At 61.7% G+C, this 19,298-nt stretch carries 21 protein-coding genes and 1 tRNA gene; 10 read left to right on the top strand and 12 right to left on the bottom strand.

Annotated features, from left to right (window positions below; translation table 11 throughout):
- Positions 1-93 precede the first annotated feature (93 nt).
- Positions 94-168: transfer RNA gene (locus tag V5N47_RS13145), tRNA-Met, on the top strand.
- A gap of 275 nt (positions 169-443) precedes the next feature.
- On the opposite strand, the gene V5N47_RS13140 is transcribed toward V5N47_RS13145, so the two are convergent.
- The 7 genes from V5N47_RS13140 to V5N47_RS13110 form a co-directional block, all read right to left on the bottom strand.
- Positions 444-1,127 (bottom strand): type 1 glutamine amidotransferase domain-containing protein, encoded by a 684-nt coding sequence (locus tag V5N47_RS13140; RefSeq protein ID WP_338728138.1) that lies wholly within the window; start codon positions 1,125-1,127, stop codon positions 444-446.
- Between the two features lie 60 nt (positions 1,128-1,187).
- Entirely contained in the window at positions 1,188-1,757 is a 570-nt protein-coding gene (gene hpt / locus V5N47_RS13135) for a hypoxanthine/guanine phosphoribosyltransferase (protein ID WP_338728136.1), read from the bottom strand.
- A gap of 37 nt (positions 1,758-1,794) precedes the next feature.
- Positions 1,795-3,705 carry a hypothetical protein gene (locus V5N47_RS13130; RefSeq protein ID WP_338728134.1) on the bottom strand — a complete coding sequence of 637 codons (1,911 nt, stop codon included), beginning with the start codon at positions 3,703-3,705 and terminating at the stop codon, positions 1,795-1,797.
- Positions 3,702-4,199: a hypothetical protein gene (locus tag V5N47_RS13125; protein WP_338728132.1), complete on the bottom strand. Its 498-nt coding sequence runs from the start codon at positions 4,197-4,199 to the stop codon at positions 3,702-3,704. The genes V5N47_RS13130 and V5N47_RS13125 overlap by 4 nt, the downstream gene beginning before the upstream one ends.
- 42 nt (positions 4,200-4,241) lie before the next feature.
- The gene (locus tag V5N47_RS13120) at positions 4,242-4,661 is read right to left on the bottom strand and encodes a hypothetical protein (RefSeq protein WP_338728130.1); all 420 of its coding nucleotides are present in this window, start codon (positions 4,659-4,661) and stop codon (positions 4,242-4,244) included.
- Positions 4,662-4,907: 246 nt separating this feature from the next.
- Entirely contained in the window at positions 4,908-5,378 is a 471-nt protein-coding gene (locus tag V5N47_RS13115) for a type IV pilin N-terminal domain-containing protein (protein WP_338728128.1), read from the bottom strand.
- 237 nt (positions 5,379-5,615) lie between these two features.
- Positions 5,616-6,038, bottom strand: coding sequence for a type IV pilin N-terminal domain-containing protein (locus V5N47_RS13110; RefSeq protein WP_338728126.1), 423 nt, complete (start codon positions 6,036-6,038; stop codon positions 5,616-5,618).
- Between the two features lie 398 nt (positions 6,039-6,436).
- Between V5N47_RS13110 and mbhE the strand changes: the two genes are divergently transcribed.
- The 7 genes from mbhE to mnhG are packed head-to-tail and all read left to right on the top strand — an operon-like array spanning position 6,437 to position 12,468.
- Positions 6,437-8,896, top strand: a complete 2,460-nt coding sequence (gene mbhE, locus V5N47_RS13105) for a hydrogen gas-evolving membrane-bound hydrogenase subunit E (RefSeq protein ID WP_338728124.1) — start codon at positions 6,437-6,439, stop codon at positions 8,894-8,896.
- Positions 8,893-9,369 (top strand): MnhB domain-containing protein, encoded by a 477-nt coding sequence (locus V5N47_RS13100; protein WP_338728122.1) that lies wholly within the window; start codon positions 8,893-8,895, stop codon positions 9,367-9,369. The genes mbhE and V5N47_RS13100 overlap by 4 nt, the downstream gene beginning before the upstream one ends.
- The gene (locus tag V5N47_RS13095; RefSeq protein WP_338728120.1) at positions 9,366-9,716 is read left to right on the top strand and encodes an NADH-quinone oxidoreductase subunit K; all 351 of its coding nucleotides are present in this window, start codon (positions 9,366-9,368) and stop codon (positions 9,714-9,716) included. Before V5N47_RS13100 ends, V5N47_RS13095 begins: the two co-directional genes overlap by 4 nt.
- Positions 9,716-11,287: a proton-conducting transporter membrane subunit gene (locus V5N47_RS13090; protein WP_338728118.1), complete on the top strand. Its 1,572-nt coding sequence runs from the start codon at positions 9,716-9,718 to the stop codon at positions 11,285-11,287. Before V5N47_RS13095 ends, V5N47_RS13090 begins: the two co-directional genes overlap by 1 nt.
- Complete coding sequence (locus V5N47_RS13085) at positions 11,284-11,844, top strand: Na+/H+ antiporter subunit E (RefSeq protein ID WP_338728116.1); 561 nt, start codon at positions 11,284-11,286, stop codon at positions 11,842-11,844. Before V5N47_RS13090 ends, V5N47_RS13085 begins: the two co-directional genes overlap by 4 nt.
- Positions 11,834-12,130 carry a monovalent cation/H+ antiporter complex subunit F gene (locus V5N47_RS13080; protein ID WP_338728114.1) on the top strand — a complete coding sequence of 99 codons (297 nt, stop codon included), beginning with the start codon at positions 11,834-11,836 and terminating at the stop codon, positions 12,128-12,130. The genes V5N47_RS13085 and V5N47_RS13080 overlap by 11 nt, the downstream gene beginning before the upstream one ends.
- Positions 12,127-12,468, top strand: a complete 342-nt coding sequence (mnhG, locus tag V5N47_RS13075) for a monovalent cation/H(+) antiporter subunit G (protein WP_338728112.1) — start codon at positions 12,127-12,129, stop codon at positions 12,466-12,468. Before V5N47_RS13080 ends, mnhG begins: the two co-directional genes overlap by 4 nt.
- Here mnhG and coaBC read toward each other — a convergent pair.
- Both coaBC and V5N47_RS13065 read right to left on the bottom strand, forming a co-directional pair.
- Positions 12,465-13,619 carry a bifunctional phosphopantothenoylcysteine decarboxylase/phosphopantothenate--cysteine ligase CoaBC gene (coaBC, locus tag V5N47_RS13070; RefSeq protein ID WP_338728110.1) on the bottom strand — a complete coding sequence of 385 codons (1,155 nt, stop codon included), beginning with the start codon at positions 13,617-13,619 and terminating at the stop codon, positions 12,465-12,467. The genes mnhG and coaBC overlap by 4 nt on opposite strands.
- Positions 13,620-13,672: 53 nt before the next feature.
- The gene (locus V5N47_RS13065; protein WP_338728108.1) at positions 13,673-14,425 is read right to left on the bottom strand and encodes an FAD-dependent oxidoreductase; all 753 of its coding nucleotides are present in this window, start codon (positions 14,423-14,425) and stop codon (positions 13,673-13,675) included.
- Positions 14,426-14,505: 80 nt separating this feature from the next.
- Here V5N47_RS13065 and V5N47_RS13060 point away from each other — a divergent pair, with 80 nt between their 5' ends.
- Positions 14,506-15,030, top strand: coding sequence for an SRPBCC family protein (locus V5N47_RS13060; protein WP_338728106.1), 525 nt, complete (start codon positions 14,506-14,508; stop codon positions 15,028-15,030).
- Here the strand turns inward: V5N47_RS13060 and V5N47_RS13055 are convergent, their stop codons facing one another.
- From V5N47_RS13055 to V5N47_RS13045, 3 genes are all read right to left on the bottom strand, one after another.
- Positions 15,031-15,624, bottom strand: coding sequence for a plastocyanin/azurin family copper-binding protein (locus V5N47_RS13055; RefSeq protein WP_338728104.1), 594 nt, complete (start codon positions 15,622-15,624; stop codon positions 15,031-15,033). It abuts the gene before it with no gap.
- A 90-nt stretch (positions 15,625-15,714) separates the two neighbouring features.
- Positions 15,715-16,779, bottom strand: a complete 1,065-nt coding sequence (locus tag V5N47_RS13050; RefSeq protein WP_338728102.1) for a M42 family metallopeptidase — start codon at positions 16,777-16,779, stop codon at positions 15,715-15,717.
- 32 nt (positions 16,780-16,811) lie between these two features.
- Positions 16,812-17,876, bottom strand: coding sequence for a polyprenyl synthetase family protein (locus V5N47_RS13045; RefSeq protein ID WP_338728100.1), 1,065 nt, complete (start codon positions 17,874-17,876; stop codon positions 16,812-16,814).
- Between the two features lie 88 nt (positions 17,877-17,964).
- Here V5N47_RS13045 and V5N47_RS13040 point away from each other — a divergent pair, with 88 nt between their 5' ends.
- Complete coding sequence (locus V5N47_RS13040) at positions 17,965-19,269, top strand: M28 family peptidase (protein ID WP_338728098.1); 1,305 nt, start codon at positions 17,965-17,967, stop codon at positions 19,267-19,269.
- Positions 19,270-19,298: the final 29 nt, after the last annotated feature.

Raw genomic sequence — 19,298 nt, 5'->3', positions numbered from 1 at the left:
GTGTGGGAGTGGTTTGGGGGTCACGGCAGTGAAAATGTCGCACACGGCGCTCGAATCACAACCCTTAATTGGGGTCCTCGAATACAATGTAGTAGCGGGATGGGATAGCCAGGAGATTCCGCCGGGCTCATAACCCGGAGATCGGTAGTTCAAATCTACCTCCCGCTACTTCTTCAACACTCAAACTCACCAACGGCGAGTCTTGTCTCGTCGTCACTGTTCTGAGTCTGACGCGGATTTTCACGGAGTAGATTTGAATTAGGGAACGAGCGTAGGGAGTGACCGAGGTTCAAATCTACCTCCCGCTACTTCTTCAACACTCAAACTCACCAATGGCGAGTCTCGTCTCGCCGTTACTTCTTGCGGTTGTAGCTGAGGCACGTCTATTGGCAGCTCGTGGACTGCACGTCAGTCACCGCAGAAAAAGATGCGTTGCGACCGTGTTATTGTGTGATGCTCAGTTCGGAGAGCAACGTCTCTGCGGCGGCAGCAGAGGAGCCGGGACCGCGAGCCGTGATGAGGTCACCATCGACCGTGACGCTCGTCTCGGCGTCAAGTTCGGCGTCCCAATTGCCGCCTGCGGCGATGACTTCGTCTTCGACCCAGTAGGGCAGTTTCTCGCCGTCGGGGAGGACGTCGTTCTCGTCGACGATGTCTGCTTCCCATTCGTTCGGGAAGCCGGTCACGTCGCGGTCAGCGACGAGGGACGAGCCGTCACTGGCGCGCGTGAAGGCGAGGATGCCCACCGCGTGGCAGATGACGAGTGCCTTCCCGGAGCCTTCGACCGCCTCGCGCAGGAGGGTTCGGGCGTGGGAATCTTGGTTGATGTCCCAGACCGTGCCGTGACCGCCGGGGAACACGACGGTATCGTAGTCGCTCGCGTCTGCCTGTGCGAGTGGGGCCGGGTTGTTCAGTCGTTCGTCGGTTTCGTGGACGGTTCGGATGTGTGCTGCTGCGTCCTCGCCAATCGACTCCGGGTCGACCGAGCGCTCGTCGATGACCGGCGGGTCGCCGGAGGGAGTCGCCACCGTCACGTCTACACCCGCATCGCTGAGCTGGGTGAGCGGTTCGATACATTCTTCGCCCCAATAGCCGGCTTCGCTAACCACGAACAGTGCAGAAGGCATTGTGGGCCGGTGTATTCGCCCGCGGCGCATAAACGCCACGCCCACAGAGAAAGTGTCCGCTTATCCGTCGCCGTGTTCGTCGATGATGACGACTTCGCCATCCTGGACGTCCACGTTGATGAGTGTCTTGACGTTGTAGTCCGTCCCCTCGATTTTGTTCTCGCCGCCGACCTTCTTGATGACCGCGACGACGTCAACGACGTCTGCACCGATTTCTTCGAGCGCGCCCGTGAGCGCCTTGAGCGTGCCGCCCGTCGAGAGCACGTCGTCGAGCAGAAGGACGCGGTCGCCCTCGTCCACGTCGTTGATGTACATCTCGTTCTCGGAGTAGCCCGTGACCTGCGAGAGCGCCATCTCGCCGTCGAGGCCGTACTGGCGCTTGCGGACGACGACAAGCGGAATGTCCGTCATCAGCGAGACGGCCGTCGAGATGTGGATGCCCATCGCCGCGGGGGTGACGATTTTGTCCACGTCTTCTAAGCTCACTTTGCGGATGATTTTGATGACGATTTCGCGGAGCAGCCCCGGTTCCAGCATCGGGACGCCGTCGCTGATGGGATGTACGAAGTACTGATACCCGTTTTTCTCGATGATAGGGGCTTCGAGCAGGGACTTCTTCAACTGGTCCATGTCGTGGGTAGTGCAACACCCCGGTAAAAACTGACGATTATCCGGCCAACAACGGGAGCAACTCCGATATTCGTTGGCTCACCGGCAGGGCAAAGTCGCCCGCGTAGGCGAAGTATTCGATGCCCGAAAGCAACAAGAACAGCGTTCCCGTGCCTGCGACAATCCCCAGCAACGCTGCTCCAAGGTTGTCTACGCGCGACCAGTGGATGCTCGCAATCGTCCAGAGGCCGAATGCGCCGCCTACGGCGATTCCAAGCAGGGCGTGAAGTTGGACGGCTTCACCGAGCGCGGGCCGCTGGACTAACAGCGCGAGCACCAGCACCTGCCCACCGACGAGTACTGTTCCCGCGTACGCCCACGCAAGCGTCTGGAGCTCGTGTGCAACGACGCGACGTATCGACGGCAGGCGCATCACCGCATAGAGCAAGAACGGGAACACCGGGAGCAGATAGCGAACCGTAATTGTGGCGTAGAGCGGGAGCCGTGGGAGATACACCGCAGTCAGGAGCGCGCAGTAGACGAGTGCAAAGGCGTCAGTCGCCCCGACTGGCGTGGAAAGCCACGCACTAACGCGAGTTTTCTCGCGGAATCGGTGTACCGCATACACCGGAAACGCGGTGAGTGCGCCGAGGATGGGGGCCGATTCGAGAATGGAGAGATTGATGGCCTCGTTGCCGTCGTTTGCGACCCCTCTCACGTAGTAACCTTGCCGGATGTATGTCTGAAAGAGGCGTTCTGGCGAGTGAACAGCAACTGAGAGGCCGTCAGTGAACAGCGTGGTGAAGATGGTGATTTTCCCAACTGCTGAGGAACCAAGTGCTGCGACTGTTTTCAGCACCAACCTGACGAACGAGGGGCTTTGACTCACACTCTCTCCGCTTCCCCCACTCCCTCCACTTTCGCCACCCCCACCGAGTCCACCTTCCCCACTTGGGGCGGGTGCGTCAGGGATGGGGCCACCATCGTACTGGGGCAGGAGTCGTGGCGGTTGAATCGGGTTCCCAGAGATAAGCGCATTAGTGATAAAAAACGGGAGGAGGGAGATGGCGAAGGCGATGCCGAGCGCTGCAAGCGTCCGACGGTCGTTCGACTTCGCGGTCGGAATGTCAACGACGGCAAGTGCGACGATGAGAACGAACGCCTCGGGCGCGTGAATCCACGCCGTGAGGCCAACAAACACGTAGGCGAGTGCACGCAGTTTGAGGTTCCCGTCTCGGCTCTTGTAGAAACAGTAGAGCGTACAGACGGCGAACAACGTCGTCAGTGCATGGCGCTTTGGAATCGACGCCCAGAAGCCGACCGGCGTGGCGAGCACGGCGAACAGCCCGGTGATGAGCCCAACGCGGTGGCCATGAATTTCGGTGAGCAGCCGATAGAGGACGACGCCGACGAAGGCGGCGGCGACCATCGACGCGACTTGGAGCGCCGCTTGATGCGTCCAAAACGGGTCAAGTGGCGTCGCAAACGTGAGGTTCGCCGCGAAGAGGCACAACGCGAGGACACTCCCCGCAACGGTGAACTCGGTGGTTCGGTTGGCTAATCGTCCGGCGACGACCCAGCCGGCGAGGGTCAGGCCGCTCCACCCTGCAACGAGGGCGACACGTGGGTCTGCGACGACAGCTATCGCTTGAAACGCCCACAAGAAGGGGAGGGCGAGGAATATCTGTCCATAATTACGCCCGTAGAGTTTCCCATCGACGATCACCATCCCGGGCGTGTTCGGCCCCGGGCCGTAGGGGAAGCGGTCGAGCCAGAGATGTCCCTCCGAGACGGCGACGAACGCGTTTGCGACGGTGAACGTATCCGAGATGAAGATGCCGATTCGCCAGTAGAGGACGAAAACCCAGAGCGCGACGATGAACACGAGCAGACCGCGCAGGTCGCCGAATAGGAGTTTGCCCAATCGCAACGCACGCGCTTTGGCGTTGTGGGCTGCCAACCGGTTCATCGAACAACCGCCACCGTAACCGACTGTCGAGCCAGTTCGTGTTCGTCGTTGCCCGTGCGAACGAGGACGATGAGTTCAGCGTCGTAGGAATCCTGTGAGATGCGGTGTGGGGCGAACGCCTTCTGTCCGAGCGAGAGCGTGTGCGTGCCGACATCGTCCGCACTCAAAAACCGCGTCGTTCCGAAGGTCGCGCCGAGTTCGGGAATCCGAATCTTGTAGACGACCATTGGTTGCCCGGAAACCGCATCGACACGGACACGCGCGTCTGGCGCGTGGAGGTAGAACGACGCAGAGCCGTACTGCCCGCGTTCGAGGGTGACACCGTCTGACGGCACGGACAGCACGGACACCTCCGCCCCACCGGAGCCAATCGGCGCATCGTCCGCCTGCGATTCGGGCGTGAGGTCAACCGCCCCGACCAGCGGGCCGGAGACGACGGTCACAGTCAAAAGAATGAGCAGCGTCGCGGACGCGACGGCTCGTACCGGCTGCATTGTATCCGAAAACTGATGCAACCATCATAAATCCCGTCGCTCCTACGCGGAAACATCCGGCCCGTCCCACTCGTCGAGGACGATTTCAGCGTCACGCTGTTCTGAGTACCACACCGCTTGCACGGTTGCGTCCGCGGGCACGTTCAGCAGCGTGATTGAATCACCGGCGTCGATGGGACCTTGCCATACCCCAAGATACTGCCCGTCAGTCGTCTGGAACCGAACCGAGTCACCGGCGAGCCGCGACCCGGATTCGTGAACCACGGTGAGCTCGTGGCCACCCTCGTTATACTTGAAGCTAAACGACACCGTCGGCACCGGCTCTGGACTACTCGTGAGGTCGGCCAGCCCAACGTACCCCGTGGCGAACGGAATGATGAGCAAGAGCACTGCCGCTACGATGAGCGCATTGCGACCCTGTTTACTGTAAATTAATTCTCGTGTTCGGACTCCCCAAACCATTGTATTCCCCGGCAGACGCGCTGATAGTACCCCACTACCCGACTAGTTGCCTATCCTGATAGTCGTGCTCCTAGGAGATAAAAGAGATGGCTCATGAGACTATTTTTCGTCTTTAGAGTGGTGAATAGAGCGGGGGTGAAAAGGTGTCTCAGGATGGGGAGTATTATCTGCCTTTCAACTGCGTGGTAGGTTTAGAAGCGTTGTCACTCATGGACGGTGGAAAAAAACCGAAAGAGAGTTAGTTGATTATGCGTCTGGCCCGTCCCACGTCTGGATGGTTGCAGTGTCGCCGGAGCCATCGTCGTAAATGAGACGAACCGTTGCGCCGGAGAGGTCTGAGTCACTACCTGATGTATCAAGATCTGCAAGGTCAACTGAGGCCCCAGCAGTTACATCAGTGTCTCCTCCAAGCGTACCATCCCAAGTGCTTTCCGTTTCTTCGAGGTCAGTTGCACCGGTAACTTTGACGTTCAAATTTGCACCCTTGATTTTATCTCCACTTTCATGGGTGATTACGAGTGAGTCAGAAGCAGCTGATTCTTCAGTATAATCGAAGTCGAACTTTGCCTGCGGAGCGCTGTCCCCCACCTGGTCGCCCAGGTTGAGTACGAACGTGCCGATAACGGCGGCCAGAATGACCGTGATGGCGACCATCAAGATGACGCCAATCACGGGCGATACCGCGTCTTCTTCTGTAAAGAGTTGTTTGAGTTGCATGGTTTATTCCCATGCACGCTCTTTCGAGTGCGGAAGAAAACCGACAATTCCGGTGGGCGCGATTTTCCATCCCGTCAGAGCGTGCTAATTATTGATATTAGCTATAGCCTAATAAATCTACGCAGGAAATTTAATCTGAAATTAAGGTAAACATTGATAACATATTGCCCTATGGGCGAACCCACAGGTCGAGATTTTTACCGTCAGAAAAAGTGAATGTTGGCGATGTTTTGCCGATTATGCGTCCGGACCAGACCACTTCTGGATGGTTGCCGTGTCACCAGAGCCGTCGTCGTAGATGAGGCGGACGGTGTCATCTGACTCAACTGGGTTGAGCGTCACTGAATCGCCAGCGGTTGCGAAGGTGCTGCCACCAGCCGCATCCCAGTCAGTGTCAGTGTCACCATCACCGTCTTTAATTTTCAGGTCAGTTGCCTTGACTCTGTCACCGGATTCGTGGGTAATCACGAGCGTATCCGTTGATTCGGTGTAGTCGAAGCTGAACTTTGCCTGCGGAGCCGCGTCCCCCACTTGATCCCCAAGGTTGAGAACGAACGTCCCGATGACAGCGGCGAGAATGACCGTAATGGCGACCATCAAGATAACCCCAATCACTGGCGAGACTGCGTCCTCTTCTGTAAAGAGTTGTTTTAACTGCATTGTGTTTTCCTCAGACACCCCGACCGTGTTCCCAACAGAGCAGTGCCCTGTTTACTTAGCTGAAGCTGGTAGAAGATTAGTTCCTAATCCCCTTCCCCCCATCTCCAGTGTTGACCAGAGTGTTCACCCTATATGAAGTATTCAGGAATATTAAATGTTTCTGTGGCAGGAAATTGTTTATTAACAACAGGAAATATGCGCTTTCACAGTTCTATCAGCTAACAGACTGTTTCCGGGGTGTGTTTCCGGCAAGGTTTGTGGGAAGTTAAAAAAGGCACGCAAAATCACCACGAGACGGGTTCGCGCAATCATTGAGAACGGTTAAGTTGATTTGCTTGTGAACAACAGTTGTGCTACCACAGACGCTGTCATTCCTGCAGACGTCTGGCGTTCCCGATATGGTTCCTCTCGCTGGCCAGGGTCTGTTGACCTCGGCCGTCGCGGCAACGTCAGCGCCTGCTCCGGACACCCTCGCGTTGCTCGCGGTGCTCGCGCTCCCGTTTCTCGGCGCAGCACTCGTCCCGGTGGTGTACCGTGCCCTCGGAGAGCGTACGGCGTACTTCGCGGCGGCAATCGCGCTCGCGTGTTTCGCGCTCGTCGCCTCGCAGTACGGCCGCGTCGGCGCGGTCACCATCCCGTGGATACCTGAACTCGGCGTCTCGCTGACGCTGTACGTAGACGGCCTCTCGCTGCTCATTGGCTTCCTCGCCAGCGGCGTGGGTGTGCTCATCCTCACCTACTCCGGCGGCTACATGCACGGCGAGCCGGGTCAGGCCAAGTACTACGCCTCATTGCTCGCGTTCATGGGGTCGATGCTCGGCGTTGCCTTCGCCGCAGACCTCATCGCACTGTTCGTGTTCTGGGAGCTGACGAGCCTGTCTTCGTTCATGCTCATCGGCCACTACCAGCGCAAACGCAGCTCGCAGTACGCCGCGCGCAAATCCATGATTATCACCGTCGCGGGCGGGCTGTTCATGCTCGTTGGCTTCCTGCTCCTGCACCACGTCTCCGCGCAGGCGCTCGGTGAGGCCACCTACACCCTCGTCGGCGCAGAAACCGGCCTCATCGAGAACGCAGACGCCATCAACGAGGCGCTCCGCAGTTCGGGGCTACTCGTCCCCGTCATCGCGCTCATCGGCGTCGGCGCGGCGGCGAAATCTGCGCAGGTTCCCCTGCACATCTGGCTGCCAAACGCAATGGAAGCGCCCACGCCCGTCTCCGCGTTCCTCCACTCGGCGACAATGGTCAAAGCCGGCGTCTACCTCGTCGGCCGCTTCCGGCCGCTCCTCGTCGGCGACGAGTGGATGCTCATCTTCGCGATCATGGGTCTCATTACGATGACCGTCGCCGCCATCCTCGCCGTTGGCGCGACGGACATCAAGGAACTGCTCGCCTACTCGACGGCCTCGCACCTCGGCCTCATCGTCGCCGGGTTCGGGTTCGCAAACGAATTGGGTGCAGAAACCGGCGCGTTCCACATCCTAAATCACGCGGTGTTCAAGGCCGCGCTGTTCCTCGTTGCCGGGATTATCGCCCACGAGGCGGGCACGCGGCTCATCTCCGACCTCGGCGGGCTTCGCAAAGACCTGCCAATCGTCGCGGCAATTACGACTGTCGCTGCGCTCAGCATGGCTGGGATTCCGCCGTTCAACGGCTTTTACTCGAAAGAACTCCTGTTCGAGGCGGCCTACGAAGTCGCCGCGCACGCGGGCGGCCTCTGGTGGGTGTTCCCCGCCGTCGCCGTCCTCGGCAGCGTCTTTACCTTCCTCTACTCCATCAAGTTCCTCTCGCTGTTCTTCGGCGACAAACCGGACGAACTCGGGCACGTCCACTCCCCGCCGTGGGTGATGGTCGCGCCGCCGCTCTTGCTCGCCGGGCTCGCGCTCGTCATCTCGATTAGCCCGCAAACGGCCATCGACACCATCGTCCAGTCGGTGTTCGAGAGCGCGATTCCTGCCCACGCGCCGGGCGAAGAAGTCCATCACATGACGATTGGCCTCCCGACCGAACTCAAGCCAGCAGTCATCATGAGCGCCATCACCATCGGCCTCGGCGCGGTGGCATGGCCGTTCTACGACCGCCTCCACGCAGGCATCAATGCCGTGACCGACGTGAAGTACCTCCGCGCGAACTGGTACTACGACAATACGGTCTACGGACTGACGACGGTCTCACAGCTCTCGATGCCGCAGGTGCAAACCGGCCTCGTTCGCACCTACATCACGTGGTCGCTCGCCGCGGTGAGTGTGCTCGCACTCGGCGGCTACCTCGCCGCAGGCGTTGCCCTCCCGGCGTTCACGAGCGTCGAAATCGGCATTCCAACCGCGCTCGTGTTGCTCGCCGCGGTGGTCGGCGCAATTGCCGTGAGCACCGCGCCGTCTCACATCGCGGGCGTGCTCACGCTCTCGATTCTGGGGTTCATGGTCGCGGTGTTCTTCGTGCTCTCAAACGCCCCCGACCTCGCACTGACCCAACTCGTCATCGAGACGCTCGTGTTGGTCATCTTCTTGCTCGTCCTCGACAAACTCCCAGCCTACTACGGCACGGCAAAGCGCGCAATCGCCGCACGAGACGCCGTCCTCTCGGCGGTCGTTGGCGTCACCGTCTTCCTGACCGTCCTGGTCACGACCGCTGCGACGCCGGACGACCCCATCTACACCTACTTCATCGAACGCGCTGGCATCCCCGCAGAACACGGCAACCTCCTCGTCGAATACGGCGGTGGGGGCAACATCGTTAACGTCATCCTCGTGGACTTCAGAGCGTTCGACACCTTGGGCGAAATCTCGGTTGTCGCGATGGCTGCGCTATCGGTGCTCACTCTGATTGCCATGCGTGGGCGAGGTGAGCGCGGATGACAGAAAAGGACACAACCGTCATCTCACGGACGGTCACCCGCATCGTCGTCCCGCTCATCTTCCTCGTAGCCATCGCGCTGCTCTTACAGGGCCACAACCTGCCCGGTGGCGGGTTCATCGCGGGCGTCCTCACCGTCGCCTCGTTCGCCCTCATCTACATCATCTTCGGGCTAGACTACCTCGAAGAAGAACTCCTCCATCGCAGACCGGAGAGTTCGCTCGATGCCATCCAACCACGCATCGTCGAAGACTACCGCGGCCTGTTCGCCGCTGGACTCATCCTCGCGGCCGGAAGCGGCGTCGTCGCCATGCTGTTTGGCGTCCCCTTCCTCACGCAAGCCGTGCTGTTCGTCGAACACGTACCAATCTATCATGAAATCGAACTCGCCTCGGCACTCGCGTTCGACCTCGGCGTCTACTTCGTCGTGGTTGGCGCGCTGCTCACGATTCTCGCGGTGGTGGGGGCAGAATGACGCAGTTCGCCCTCGCCGCCGTCCTTGGCCTGCTGTTCGCCCTCGGGACGTTCCTCGTCCTCCGACGCGACATCGTCCGCGTCGTCTGGGGCGTGACCATCATCAGCCAGTCGGCGAACGTCTATCTCGTCACCATGGGCGGGCTGTCGGGAAGCGTCCCGATTCTCTCCCACGGAGCCCACGGCGATGTCGGCGCGGTCACCGACCCGCTCGTCCAGGCGCTCGTCCTCACGGCCATCGTCATCGGCTTCGGGACGACGGCGTTCGCGCTCGTCCTCACGTACCGAGTCCATCAAGAACACGGGACAATCGACCTGTTCGAACTCGAACGCGGAGGTGACACCTGATGGAACCAGCACACCTCGTCGTCGCACCACTGCTGACGGCGCTCGTGACGGCCATCCTGACGCTCGCCACGCGAAGCTACCTGAACGTCCAGCGCACCCTGAGCGCCCTCGGCGGGATTGGCTACCTCGTCGGCGTCTCCGTCCTCTATCAGGCGATTCAGGCCGACGCAGACGGCGTCATCGTCTACCAGCTCTCCGACTGGGCCGCGCCGTTCGGCATCACGCTCGTCGCGGACGCGCTCGCCGTGTTCATGCTCGCGCTTGCGGGGCTTGTCTCGCTCGCCGCGCTCGCCTACTCGGTGCGCTTCATCAGCGACTACGGCCAGCGCGTCTCGTATCACCCGCTCTACCACCTCATGATGGTGGGGGTGACGGGGTCGTTCCTCACTGGCGACATCTTCAACCTGTTCGTCTGGTTCGAGGTGATGCTCATGTCGAGCTACGTCCTCGTCGCGTTCTACAGCGGCAAAGAACACACGCGTGCGGCGCTCACCTACGTCGTGCTCAACCTGCTCGGCAGTGCCGTCATGTTGCTCGCCATCGGTGGCCTCTACGCCACCACCGGCACGCTCAACATGGCCGATATGGCGAGACGGCTCGCAGACCCGACTGCCTTCGGCATCGACCCGGCTCCCGTACTCGGCCTCTCGGCACTCCTCTTTACCGTCTTCGCGCTGAAGGCGGGGATTGCGCCGTTCCAGTTCTGGGTGCCGCCAGCCTACCGCGCGGCTCCTGCACCGGTCGCCGCGATGCTCGCAGGCGTGGTGAAGAAGGTCGGCGTGTACGCGATTATCCGCCTCTACTTCACCATCTTCGCCGCCGCGACCCTGCCCGCAGGCCTCTCGCTGCCCGGGCTCTCTGGAACCTCGTTCCTCGACTTCTTCGGGCCGGTGTTCTTCATCATGGCCGCCGCGAGCATCCTGCTCGGCGGCTTCGGCGCGGTTGGGAGAAAAACGCTCGACGGAATGCTCGCCTACTCCTCTATCGGACAGGTTGGCTTCATCCTGCTGCCGCTCGCCGTGGCCGCGACGGTTCCCGAAGTCAGAGTGCTCGGCATTGCCGCCGCGCTCATCTACTCGCTGAACCACGGCTTTGCGAAGGCGCTCCTGTTCCTCGCAAGCGGCATCGTAGAGCGGATGACCGGCACGCTCGAATTTGCCAACCTCGGTGGCCTCACCGAACGCGCACCCGTCCTCTCGGGTGGCTTCTTCCTCGGCGCACTCGCGCTCATCGGCATTCCACCCCTGTCGGGCTTCTTCGGCAAACTGCTCGTGTTCGACACGGCCGCCCGCGCGGGGGCTGACGCCGCGCTCGCCGTCGCGCTCGTCGGCGCAATCCTGACCATCGCGTACTTCTCGCGCGCGTGGAATCGCGGCTTCTGGGGCGAGCCAGTCGAGATTCTTGACCGACCATCGACCGCGCTGACCGTCGCCGTCGTGGCGCTCGCCCTCGGCGTCGTTGTCCTCGGCATCGGGTTCGACCCCGTCATGGACGCCGCGAACGCCGCCGCGAACGCCGCGCTCGACCGGACTGGCTACGTCGAAGCCGTCGCCCCGGAGGTGGTGGCATGAAACGTTGGCCCGTGCTCGGCGTCTCGCTCGCCGTGCTCTGGCTGTTCGTCCGCGGCGCGCCGCTGTTCGAGCCCGTCGCGCTGTTCGGCGAGTTCCTGCTCGGACTCGCACTCGGCATCCCCATCGCGTTTGGCTTCCGCCGATTCTACGCCGAAAGCGTGAAACTCGGCCGGGCGGTGAACGCCGTGCCGTACGCGCTGCTCTACGTCCTCGTGTTCCTCCGGGAACTCGCCACCGCGAACGTGGACGTCGCTTACCGGGTGCTCTCGCCGTCGATGCCCATTCACCCGGGCGTCATCGAGGTGCCCCTGCGCGTCAAATCCGACCTCGGCATCACGACCATCGCAAACAGCATCACCCTGACTCCAGGGACACTCACTATGGATTACAACGAGGAGACGAACACCCTCTACGTCCACGCCATCGACGCCCGCGACCCCGCGGCAATCGTGGCACCCATCCGGACGTGGGAGGACTACGCACTGGTCATCTTCGACGAAGAACTGAGTCCCGACGACCCCGTCCCCGTCTACGGAGGTGAGCCAGATGGCAACTGAGGCCGCCGCACCCGAGTTCGTCTTGCTCGCCTTACAGGCGGGCCTCATCGTCGCAAGCAGCGTCACGCTGCTCGCGGGCTACCGCGTCATCACGGGGCCAACGACGCCAGACCGCGTCGTCGCACTCGACACCATCGGGACGAACGTCGTCGCTATCGCGGTGTTGGTCGCCCTCCTCTCTGAAGAAGGGCTCTTCATCGACGTGGCGCTGGTGCTCGCCATCATCGGGTTCATCAGTACGATTGCCGTGGCGCGCTACGTCACGGAGGGGGACATCATCGAATGACTGCCGCGATTTCCACCATCCAAGGCGTCGTCATCGTCGCCCTCGTCGCCGTCGGCGCGTTCTTCCTCACCGTCGGCACCGTGGGCCTGCTTCGCCTCCCGAACGTCTACAACCGGATGCACTCGACGAGTAAGGCAACCACGCTCGGTGTGGCCTCCATGTTCCTCGCCTCGTTCGTCTACTTCGGGCCCCGCGCAGAGGGGCTGACCTCGCTCGTCGGCATCGGCTTCCTGTTCCTGACCGCACCCACGGGTGCGCACATGATTTCGCGAGCGGCCCAGAAGATGGGCGTTCCGTTCGTGAACGAAATCGAGTGGCCGGGCGACAGGGACGATTAAAACTCGGCCTCTAGCGCTTCTGCGACGCGAACGCCGAGGGCGGCTTTTTCTCCGTCGAACACTCGCGCGCTGTGTTCACGAACGATGAGCGCGCGCGTTTCGTCTTTCCCCATCACGCTCGCGTCGTTCGCGACGACAAACGAGAGACCAGCACGGGAGAGAATCTCGCGGGCTTTCTCGATGAGCGCGTCGTCGTCGCCGTCCGACTCAGCTTTGAACCCAACGATGGTGAGGTCGGGGTGCGCCTCGCGCACGCTGTCGATGAGCTTTGGCGTCGGGACGAGCGAAAGCGAGAGATCGTCCTGTTTCGAGCGAAGCTTCTCGTCGCTCGTTTCGACCGTGTAGTCGCTGATTGCGGCCACGGAGATGAGCGCATCTGCAGTTTCCGCCGCGTCCATGACCGCGTCAAGCATCTCTGCAGCTGTTTCGACGCGCACAACGTCTGCGTACGGTACGTCGGGGCCGTCGTGGACGAGCGTCACATCCGCGCCTCTGACGTAGAGTGCGCGGGCGACGGCGCGGCCGGTTTTGCCCGACGAGCGATTTGCGATGACGCGCACGGGGTCAACCGCCTCCGAGGTGCCACCACTCGTGACGACGACGTGCTTGCCCGAGAGCGGGCTCGGGGTGACGTGGCGCGCGAGGGAGAGGGCGATTGTGTCCTTGGTAGCGATTTTTGCCTTCCCCTCCTCGATGCGTGGTGAGACGAAGTGGACGCCCCACGACTCGACTTTCTCGATGGCTGCTAAGACGCCGGGGTGGTCGTACATCGGCTCGTGCATGGCCGGGGCGATGACAACGGGAATTCCAGCACCGAGGGCCGTCGTCGCGCACGTTGTGACCGGCGTGTCGTCAACCGCGCCCGCGATTTTGCCCACGGAGTTTGCGGTGGCAGGAGCGAGGAGGAGCACGTCCGCCCAGCCGTCGTAGCCACACAGTGAAACGTGTTCGACCTTGCCCGTGATTTCGGTGACGACGGGGTTCTGCGTGGCGAATTCGAGCGACCACGGATGGATGATTCCCTGTGCACTGTTCGTCATGACCGCCCGGACGGACGCCCCGTGGCGGCGTAGTTCGTGGGCGAGTTCCACGGTTTTGACCGCCGCGATGCTCCCGGTCACGCCCAGTGCAACGTTCACTCCCTCTAGCATTCTTGTCGTACCTCTGTCGCGCGAGGGTAAAAGTATAGGACAGTCGCGTGGGGTTACTCGTCTTCTTCCGCGCGGGCGGCGAGCACGCTCGGGTGCATCGTCGGCTCATCCGGGTGTGGCTCCTCGAAATACGACTGCATCAGTTCGCGCGACTGGTTCTCGCGGCGCTTGCGCTCGGCTTCTGAAATCTCCTCACAGCCCGGTGGCACCTCGCGACCGCGCTCGGTGAAGTAGCCCTCGGGGGCGACCCAGTCGTTGTAGAAAGGCACGTCAGAGTCGTGGATGAGCGTGAGCGCGACCTGTGCCCCGTGGCCCGCCGACACGACGGTCTGGTGGTACTGGGCGGCGAGTCTGCCCGCGGCGTAGAGGCCGGGTTCGTCGGTGCGCCCGTTGTCGTCGATGCCGATGTACTGCTTGCTCCCGCGTTTGTCGAGCTCCACGTCGAGGTTCTCGAGATACGTGCTGTCGGCCCACGACGCGGCGATGACGCGCTCGGCTTTGAGGATGCCTTCGTCGGTGTTCACGACAAATCCCGCATCGTCACGTTCGATGGCGATGACGCGCTCGTCGGTGAAGATACAGCCGTTTCGCGCCGCCTGCGCGCGGGTCATGTCGAGAAACAGCCGCGAGTTGACGCCCGCCGGGAAGCCGGGAACGTTCTCTAAGTGAGAATTGCGCTTGAGGATTGATTCGCCGTGGGTGACGACGAGCGTGTCCAGATTCGCGCGAGCGGTGAAGATGCCCGCGGTGAGGCCGGAAACCCCGCCACCTACGATGAGGACGTCGTGTCGGTTTTCGTCGGTCATTGCGTGAGAATTTGTGGCTTGGGGTTACAAACCAATTGGTTCGGGCACACCTTCTTGCTTGCACGCACCTATGCTGTCCCGTGGACGAAATCGAAGTCAGCACCGTCATCTATCTGCCCCCCGAGGAGGTGTACGAGTTTCTCGTCGATTTCCCGCGGTACACGCGCTACTCGAAGCATCTTCAGGAAGTGCGCCGCTACGGCGACGGCAGCCCGGGCACGGAGTACGACCTACGCTTTACGTGGTGGAAACTCTCGTATACGGCTCGCTCGCGCGTCACCGACCTCTCGCCACCGAACGAAATCGAGTGGGAGGTTGTAAAGGACTTACAGGCGACAGGCTACTGGCGCGTGGATGAAATAGAACCCCCCGAGGGCGAAGCGGACGCCTGTCGCGTCTGGCTCTACATCGAATACGACCCGCATTCAGCGCACGTCGGCGCGCTCAATCTCCCGCGATTCGTCTCACTCGACTGGGTGGTGCGAAAAGTCAAACCGCTCATCCTCGAAGAAGCACAGCGGGTGGTCGAACGAATCGTCGCCGACATCGAAGGGCGACGCAGAACCGTCGAGTTGACGATTCACCAACCGCCAGACCTCGCCTGATTACTCGTCGATTTCGTAGTCGCCGCCGTACTTCATGAAGAAGTAGGCAAAGCCGAGTACCGTCGACAGGCCGATGGTCGTCGCGATACCGATGACCTTCGCGCTGTCCGGAATCGGGGACGTTGCACCGCCGCCAGCGGGCGCGGCACCCGACTCGTTGATGACGATTTCACCCGTCATCCCCGAGGAGGCGTGGGGCTGGCAATGATACTCGTAGGTACCGAGGGTGTCGAACGTGTGTTCGTAGGTGAACCCTTCGTTTTCGAGGGATTCTGAGCCTTCCCAGCCCGCGCCGTCTGGCTGGCTGTCCACCACGATGTTGTGGTTGTCAGACCCCCACGTGAACGTCACCGTGGTTCCCGGGGAGGCGTACAGTGGTTCTTCGGTGCCGGGGGTGAACACGAGGTCGCCACCCGGGCCGACTTCGACCGTTTTCGAGCCGCCACCGCCACCAGAGCCGCCCTCTGAGCTGTTGTTCCCACCTTCTTCCTGTGCGCTTGCGTTGCCCGCAGCGCCGGCGACCGCTGCAGTCCCTGCGGCGGCCCGGAGGAAGCCCCGACGGCTCACCGCCTTCTCAGAATTGTCATCGCTCATGGGCGGGGCTAAGACCCACCCCGTACTGAATACTTTGGTTCTCGTCCGTGCCCCTTTATAAAGAACCGTCTGGTCGGGCGGACCGTCCGGTCAGAACGAGTAGTCGTGCTGGCCAGTTTCCGAGGTGAGGAATGCGGTCAGAAGGTCAATCGTAGCCGCGATGTCGGCGTGGTGGGCGCTCTCTGCCACCGTGTGGAGGTAACGCGTCGGAATCGAAATCGCGCCAACGGGCTTTGCGCCGGCGGAGTTCTGGAGGCCGCCTGTGTCCGTCCCGCCCGCGGGCAGGATTTCGAGTTGGTGGGTGATGTCGTGCTCCGCTGCAACCGCGCGCAGGCGCTTGTTCACCTTCGGGTTCGTGATGACGCTTCCGTCTTTGAGTTTGATGGCTGCGCCCGCGCCGAGCGTCGTGACGTAGTCGCCGGGCTTGAACCCGGGCACATCGTTCGCCACGGTCACGTCGAGCGCGAGTGCGAGGTCGGGGTCTAAGTCCACGCCGAGCGCCTCCGCACCGCGCAGGCCAACCTCCTCTTGGACGGTCGCGGCGAAGTGAATAGTCACGGCAGGATTCTCGATGCGCTTTGCGGCTTCGAGCATCGCAAACAGACAGACGCGGTCGTCTAAGGACTTCCCTGAGATGGTGTTCCCAACGACCGTCGTCGTCTGCTCCATCGAAACGAGGTCGCCCACGCTGACGCGTTCGTTCGCCTCTTCACCCGGTAGCCCGAGGTCGACGAACACGTCTTCGACCTTCGGGTCTTTCTTCTTCTGTTCTTCTGTGAGCGTGTGGGGCGGCACAGAGCCGATGACGCCCGTCAGGTCGCCGTCGTCGGTGTGGACGACCACGCGCTGGGCTTTGAGCACGGCTGGGTCCCAGCCGCCGAGTGCGTCCAACTGGAGGAAGCCGTCGTCGGTGACGTGGCGGACGATGAACCCAATCTCATCCATGTGCGCGGCGATGACGACCTCGTAGTCCGATGCGCCTTCGACAGTTCCGACGACGTTGCCCATCGCGTCAGACTGGACGCTATCGACGTGTCCTTCGAATTCGCGGCGAACAAGCTCGCGGATGCGGTCTTCGTAGCCCGGCACACCGTGCGCTTCGGTGAGTTCTTTCAACAGTGGATACGCAAACGCAAAATCCGACTGGTCGGTCATGGCTGTTCGTCAGTACCGGTCGGGCATAAGCGCTACACGTTGCGCTCGACGACGAAGCGCGTGAACGCGGCGAGTTTCTCTGCGGCCGCAGGCTCCAACTCGACTTTCGAGAGTGCCTCGCGCGCCGCCGCAGAGAGCGCGAGTGCCTGCTCACGAGCGTATTCGACGCTCCCGGTTTCGACGAAGATGTCGAGGACTGCTTCGATTTCGTCGTCCGTGTTTTCGTCCGCCCACAATATCTCTTCTAAGCGCGCGACGGTTTCGGGGTCTGCAGTCTCTGCTGCGTGAATGACCATCAGCGTCTTTTTGCCTTCGCGGATGTCGTTGCCAAACTCCTTGCCAAATTCGCCACCGTCTTCGAGCGCGGTTTCGACGTCTAAGATGTCGTCGCCAATCTGGAAGGAGATGCTCATGAGTTCCGCGTAGCGTGCGACGTAGCGTTCGACCGCGGCCGATTGCCCCGTCACGATGGCCGCGAGTCGCGCGACGATGCGCCCGAGACACCCGGTTTTACACGCACACATTTCGAGATATTCGGGCTCGCCAACGCGAATCTCCTTTTCGTTGTGCCAGAGGATGTCCATGCCCTGGCCGAGATGTGTCCGGTTCAACTCGTACATGAGCATCTCGTAGGCCGCAAGCCGGGCTTCAGCCGAGAGGTTGCCGGGATTGTGCGTCAGAATTTTCAGCGGCAGGAAGTACATCGCGTTGCCCGCGTTCAGGGCAATATCTTCGCCAAACACGTGATGGAGCGCCGGAGCGCCACGGCGGAGGGTTGCCCCGTCTTCGACGTCGTCTACGATGATGGTGCCGTTGTGAAGGATTTCTGGAATCACCGCGTAGGGGAGGTAGGTTTCTGGGTCTTCGCCAAAGGCCTGCGTGAGCAAGACGAAAATGACCGCGCGCCAGCGCTTGCCGCCACGGTCGAGCAACTCCCAGAGCGGCGTCGAAAGCGCCTCCTGAAGGGCAACGGCGTCGTACCGGTAGGTCGGGTCACCGAAAAACTCCGCAAGGTAGGACGCGTCTACATCGCGAGGGAGGTGCCGGGCAATCTCCTCGTCGATAATCGGCCGCCACTCGTCGAGTACATCCCGCATACTGTGGTAGGTTCGCGCCGTGGAATAAAATTCTATCCACGAACCCGACACCGGGCAGTATTTTGCCCTGTGCAGAGACCACTTCGATATGACCGACTGGATTGGCCAAACCTTCACCAGCACCGTTGGCTGGGAGCATCTAGAACGGCTCGTAGACGTAGGCGACCGACAGGCTGGAAACGCGGGCGAACGTGAAGCCGCAGAAGCCACGCGCGACGCCTTAGCAGCGGTCGGCGCGCGCGACGCACACCTCGACGAGTTCCCGATTCAGGGCTGGACGCGCGGGACGAGCGCCATCCGGACTGGCGACAGCGAAGAGCGCTGCATCGCCCTGCCGCGCAGTCCAAGCGGCGAGGAGACTGCAGCGCTCGTCGACCTCGGCTACGGCCTCCCAGAGGACTTCGAGGACGCAGATGTCGAAGGGAAAATCGTCATGGTCTCGACCAACGTCCCGAACTGGTACGAACGCTTCCCCCACCGCCGCGAAAAGTACTACCACGCCGTCGAAGGTGGTGCGGCGGCCTTCATCTTCCGCAACCATGTCGAAGGCGGTCTCGCGCCCACCGGGAGCGTTGGCATGGACGCCGCGCCCATCGGCGAGATTCCCGCCGTCGGCGTCTCGAAAGAGGTCGGTGCGCGTCTTTCGCGGCGATTTGAAGGCGAGGACGTGACCGTCGCCGTCGAAGCAGACATTCACGACGCGACGAGCCAGAACATCCACGCAGACCTCGGGCCGGACACCGAGGAGGCGGTTCTCATCACGAGTCACGTGGACGCCCACGACATCTGCGAGGGCGCGATGGACAACGGCGCAGGCACGGCGATGGCCGTGGAACTCGCCCGCGCGCTCAAAACCCGCGAGGACGAACTCGACACGCGCGTTCACTTCCTCATCTTCGGCGCAGAGGAAGTCGGCCTCGTCGGCGCGAGCCACGCCGCAGCGACGATGGACCACGACGCCATCAAAGCCATTCTCAACAACGACGGCGTCGTCCAAGGGCGCGACCTCAAGTTCTACACCCACGGCTTCGACGAACTCAAAGCCGCCGTCAACAAAATCTCAAAGCAATTCGACCACCCAATGACGGCGACCCCACGCCTTGGCCCGCACTCAGACCACTGGGAGTTCGTCCAGTGGGGCGTCCCCGGCTACCACGTCACCGCAGAGACCGGCGAATCGGGCCGCGGCTGGGGCCACACCCGCGCGGACACCCTCGACAAGCTCGAAAAACGCAACTTCCGCGAAAGCGCGATTTTACTTACGGAACTCGCCGTCCACCTCGCAAGCGACGAGTTTGCGGTGGCGCACAAGCACTCCGAGGAGATCGCAGCCGCACTCGAAGCCGAGAATCTCGACACGGCGCTCAAACTCACGGGCGACTGGCCGTACTAAGACCGTCCGCCTGTTGTCGAATCCCGCAG

It is taken from the genome of Haladaptatus sp. DJG-WS-42 (assembly GCF_037198285.1).
Taxonomy (GTDB): domain Archaea; phylum Halobacteriota; class Halobacteria; order Halobacteriales; family Halococcaceae; genus QDMS2.
Note: the sequence above shows the minus strand (reverse complement) of the source record. Positions and strands in the feature narration are given on the sequence as shown.

Bases quoted from the DNA above. Each gene is read 5' to 3' on its own strand.
- V5N47_RS13140 (WP_338728138.1), bottom strand. From the start codon at position 1,127: ATGCCTTCTGCACTGTTCGTGGTTAGCGAAGCCGGCTATTGGGGCGAA.
- hpt (WP_338728136.1), bottom strand. From the start codon at position 1,757: ATGGACCAGTTGAAGAAGTCCCTGCTCGAAGCCCCTATCATCGAGAAA.
- V5N47_RS13130 (WP_338728134.1), bottom strand. From the start codon at position 3,705: ATGAACCGGTTGGCAGCCCACAACGCCAAAGCGCGTGCGTTGCGATTG.
- V5N47_RS13125 (WP_338728132.1), bottom strand. From the start codon at position 4,199: ATGCAGCCGGTACGAGCCGTCGCGTCCGCGACGCTGCTCATTCTTTTG.
- V5N47_RS13120 (WP_338728130.1), bottom strand. From the start codon at position 4,661: ATGGTTTGGGGAGTCCGAACACGAGAATTAATTTACAGTAAACAGGGT.
- V5N47_RS13115 (WP_338728128.1), bottom strand. From the start codon at position 5,378: ATGCAACTCAAACAACTCTTTACAGAAGAAGACGCGGTATCGCCCGTG.
- V5N47_RS13110 (WP_338728126.1), bottom strand. From the start codon at position 6,038: ATGCAGTTAAAACAACTCTTTACAGAAGAGGACGCAGTCTCGCCAGTG.
- mbhE (WP_338728124.1), top strand. From the start codon at position 6,437: ATGGTTCCTCTCGCTGGCCAGGGTCTGTTGACCTCGGCCGTCGCGGCA.
- V5N47_RS13100 (WP_338728122.1), top strand. From the start codon at position 8,893: ATGACAGAAAAGGACACAACCGTCATCTCACGGACGGTCACCCGCATC.
- V5N47_RS13095 (WP_338728120.1), top strand. From the start codon at position 9,366: ATGACGCAGTTCGCCCTCGCCGCCGTCCTTGGCCTGCTGTTCGCCCTC.
- V5N47_RS13090 (WP_338728118.1), top strand. From the start codon at position 9,716: ATGGAACCAGCACACCTCGTCGTCGCACCACTGCTGACGGCGCTCGTG.
- V5N47_RS13085 (WP_338728116.1), top strand. From the start codon at position 11,284: ATGAAACGTTGGCCCGTGCTCGGCGTCTCGCTCGCCGTGCTCTGGCTG.
- V5N47_RS13080 (WP_338728114.1), top strand. From the start codon at position 11,834: ATGGCAACTGAGGCCGCCGCACCCGAGTTCGTCTTGCTCGCCTTACAG.
- mnhG (WP_338728112.1), top strand. From the start codon at position 12,127: ATGACTGCCGCGATTTCCACCATCCAAGGCGTCGTCATCGTCGCCCTC.
- coaBC (WP_338728110.1), bottom strand. From the start codon at position 13,619: ATGCTAGAGGGAGTGAACGTTGCACTGGGCGTGACCGGGAGCATCGCG.
- V5N47_RS13065 (WP_338728108.1), bottom strand. From the start codon at position 14,425: ATGACCGACGAAAACCGACACGACGTCCTCATCGTAGGTGGCGGGGTT.
- V5N47_RS13055 (WP_338728104.1), bottom strand. From the start codon at position 15,624: ATGAGCGATGACAATTCTGAGAAGGCGGTGAGCCGTCGGGGCTTCCTC.
- V5N47_RS13050 (WP_338728102.1), bottom strand. From the start codon at position 16,779: ATGACCGACCAGTCGGATTTTGCGTTTGCGTATCCACTGTTGAAAGAA.
- V5N47_RS13045 (WP_338728100.1), bottom strand. From the start codon at position 17,876: ATGCGGGATGTACTCGACGAGTGGCGGCCGATTATCGACGAGGAGATT.
- V5N47_RS13040 (WP_338728098.1), top strand. From the start codon at position 17,965: ATGACCGACTGGATTGGCCAAACCTTCACCAGCACCGTTGGCTGGGAG.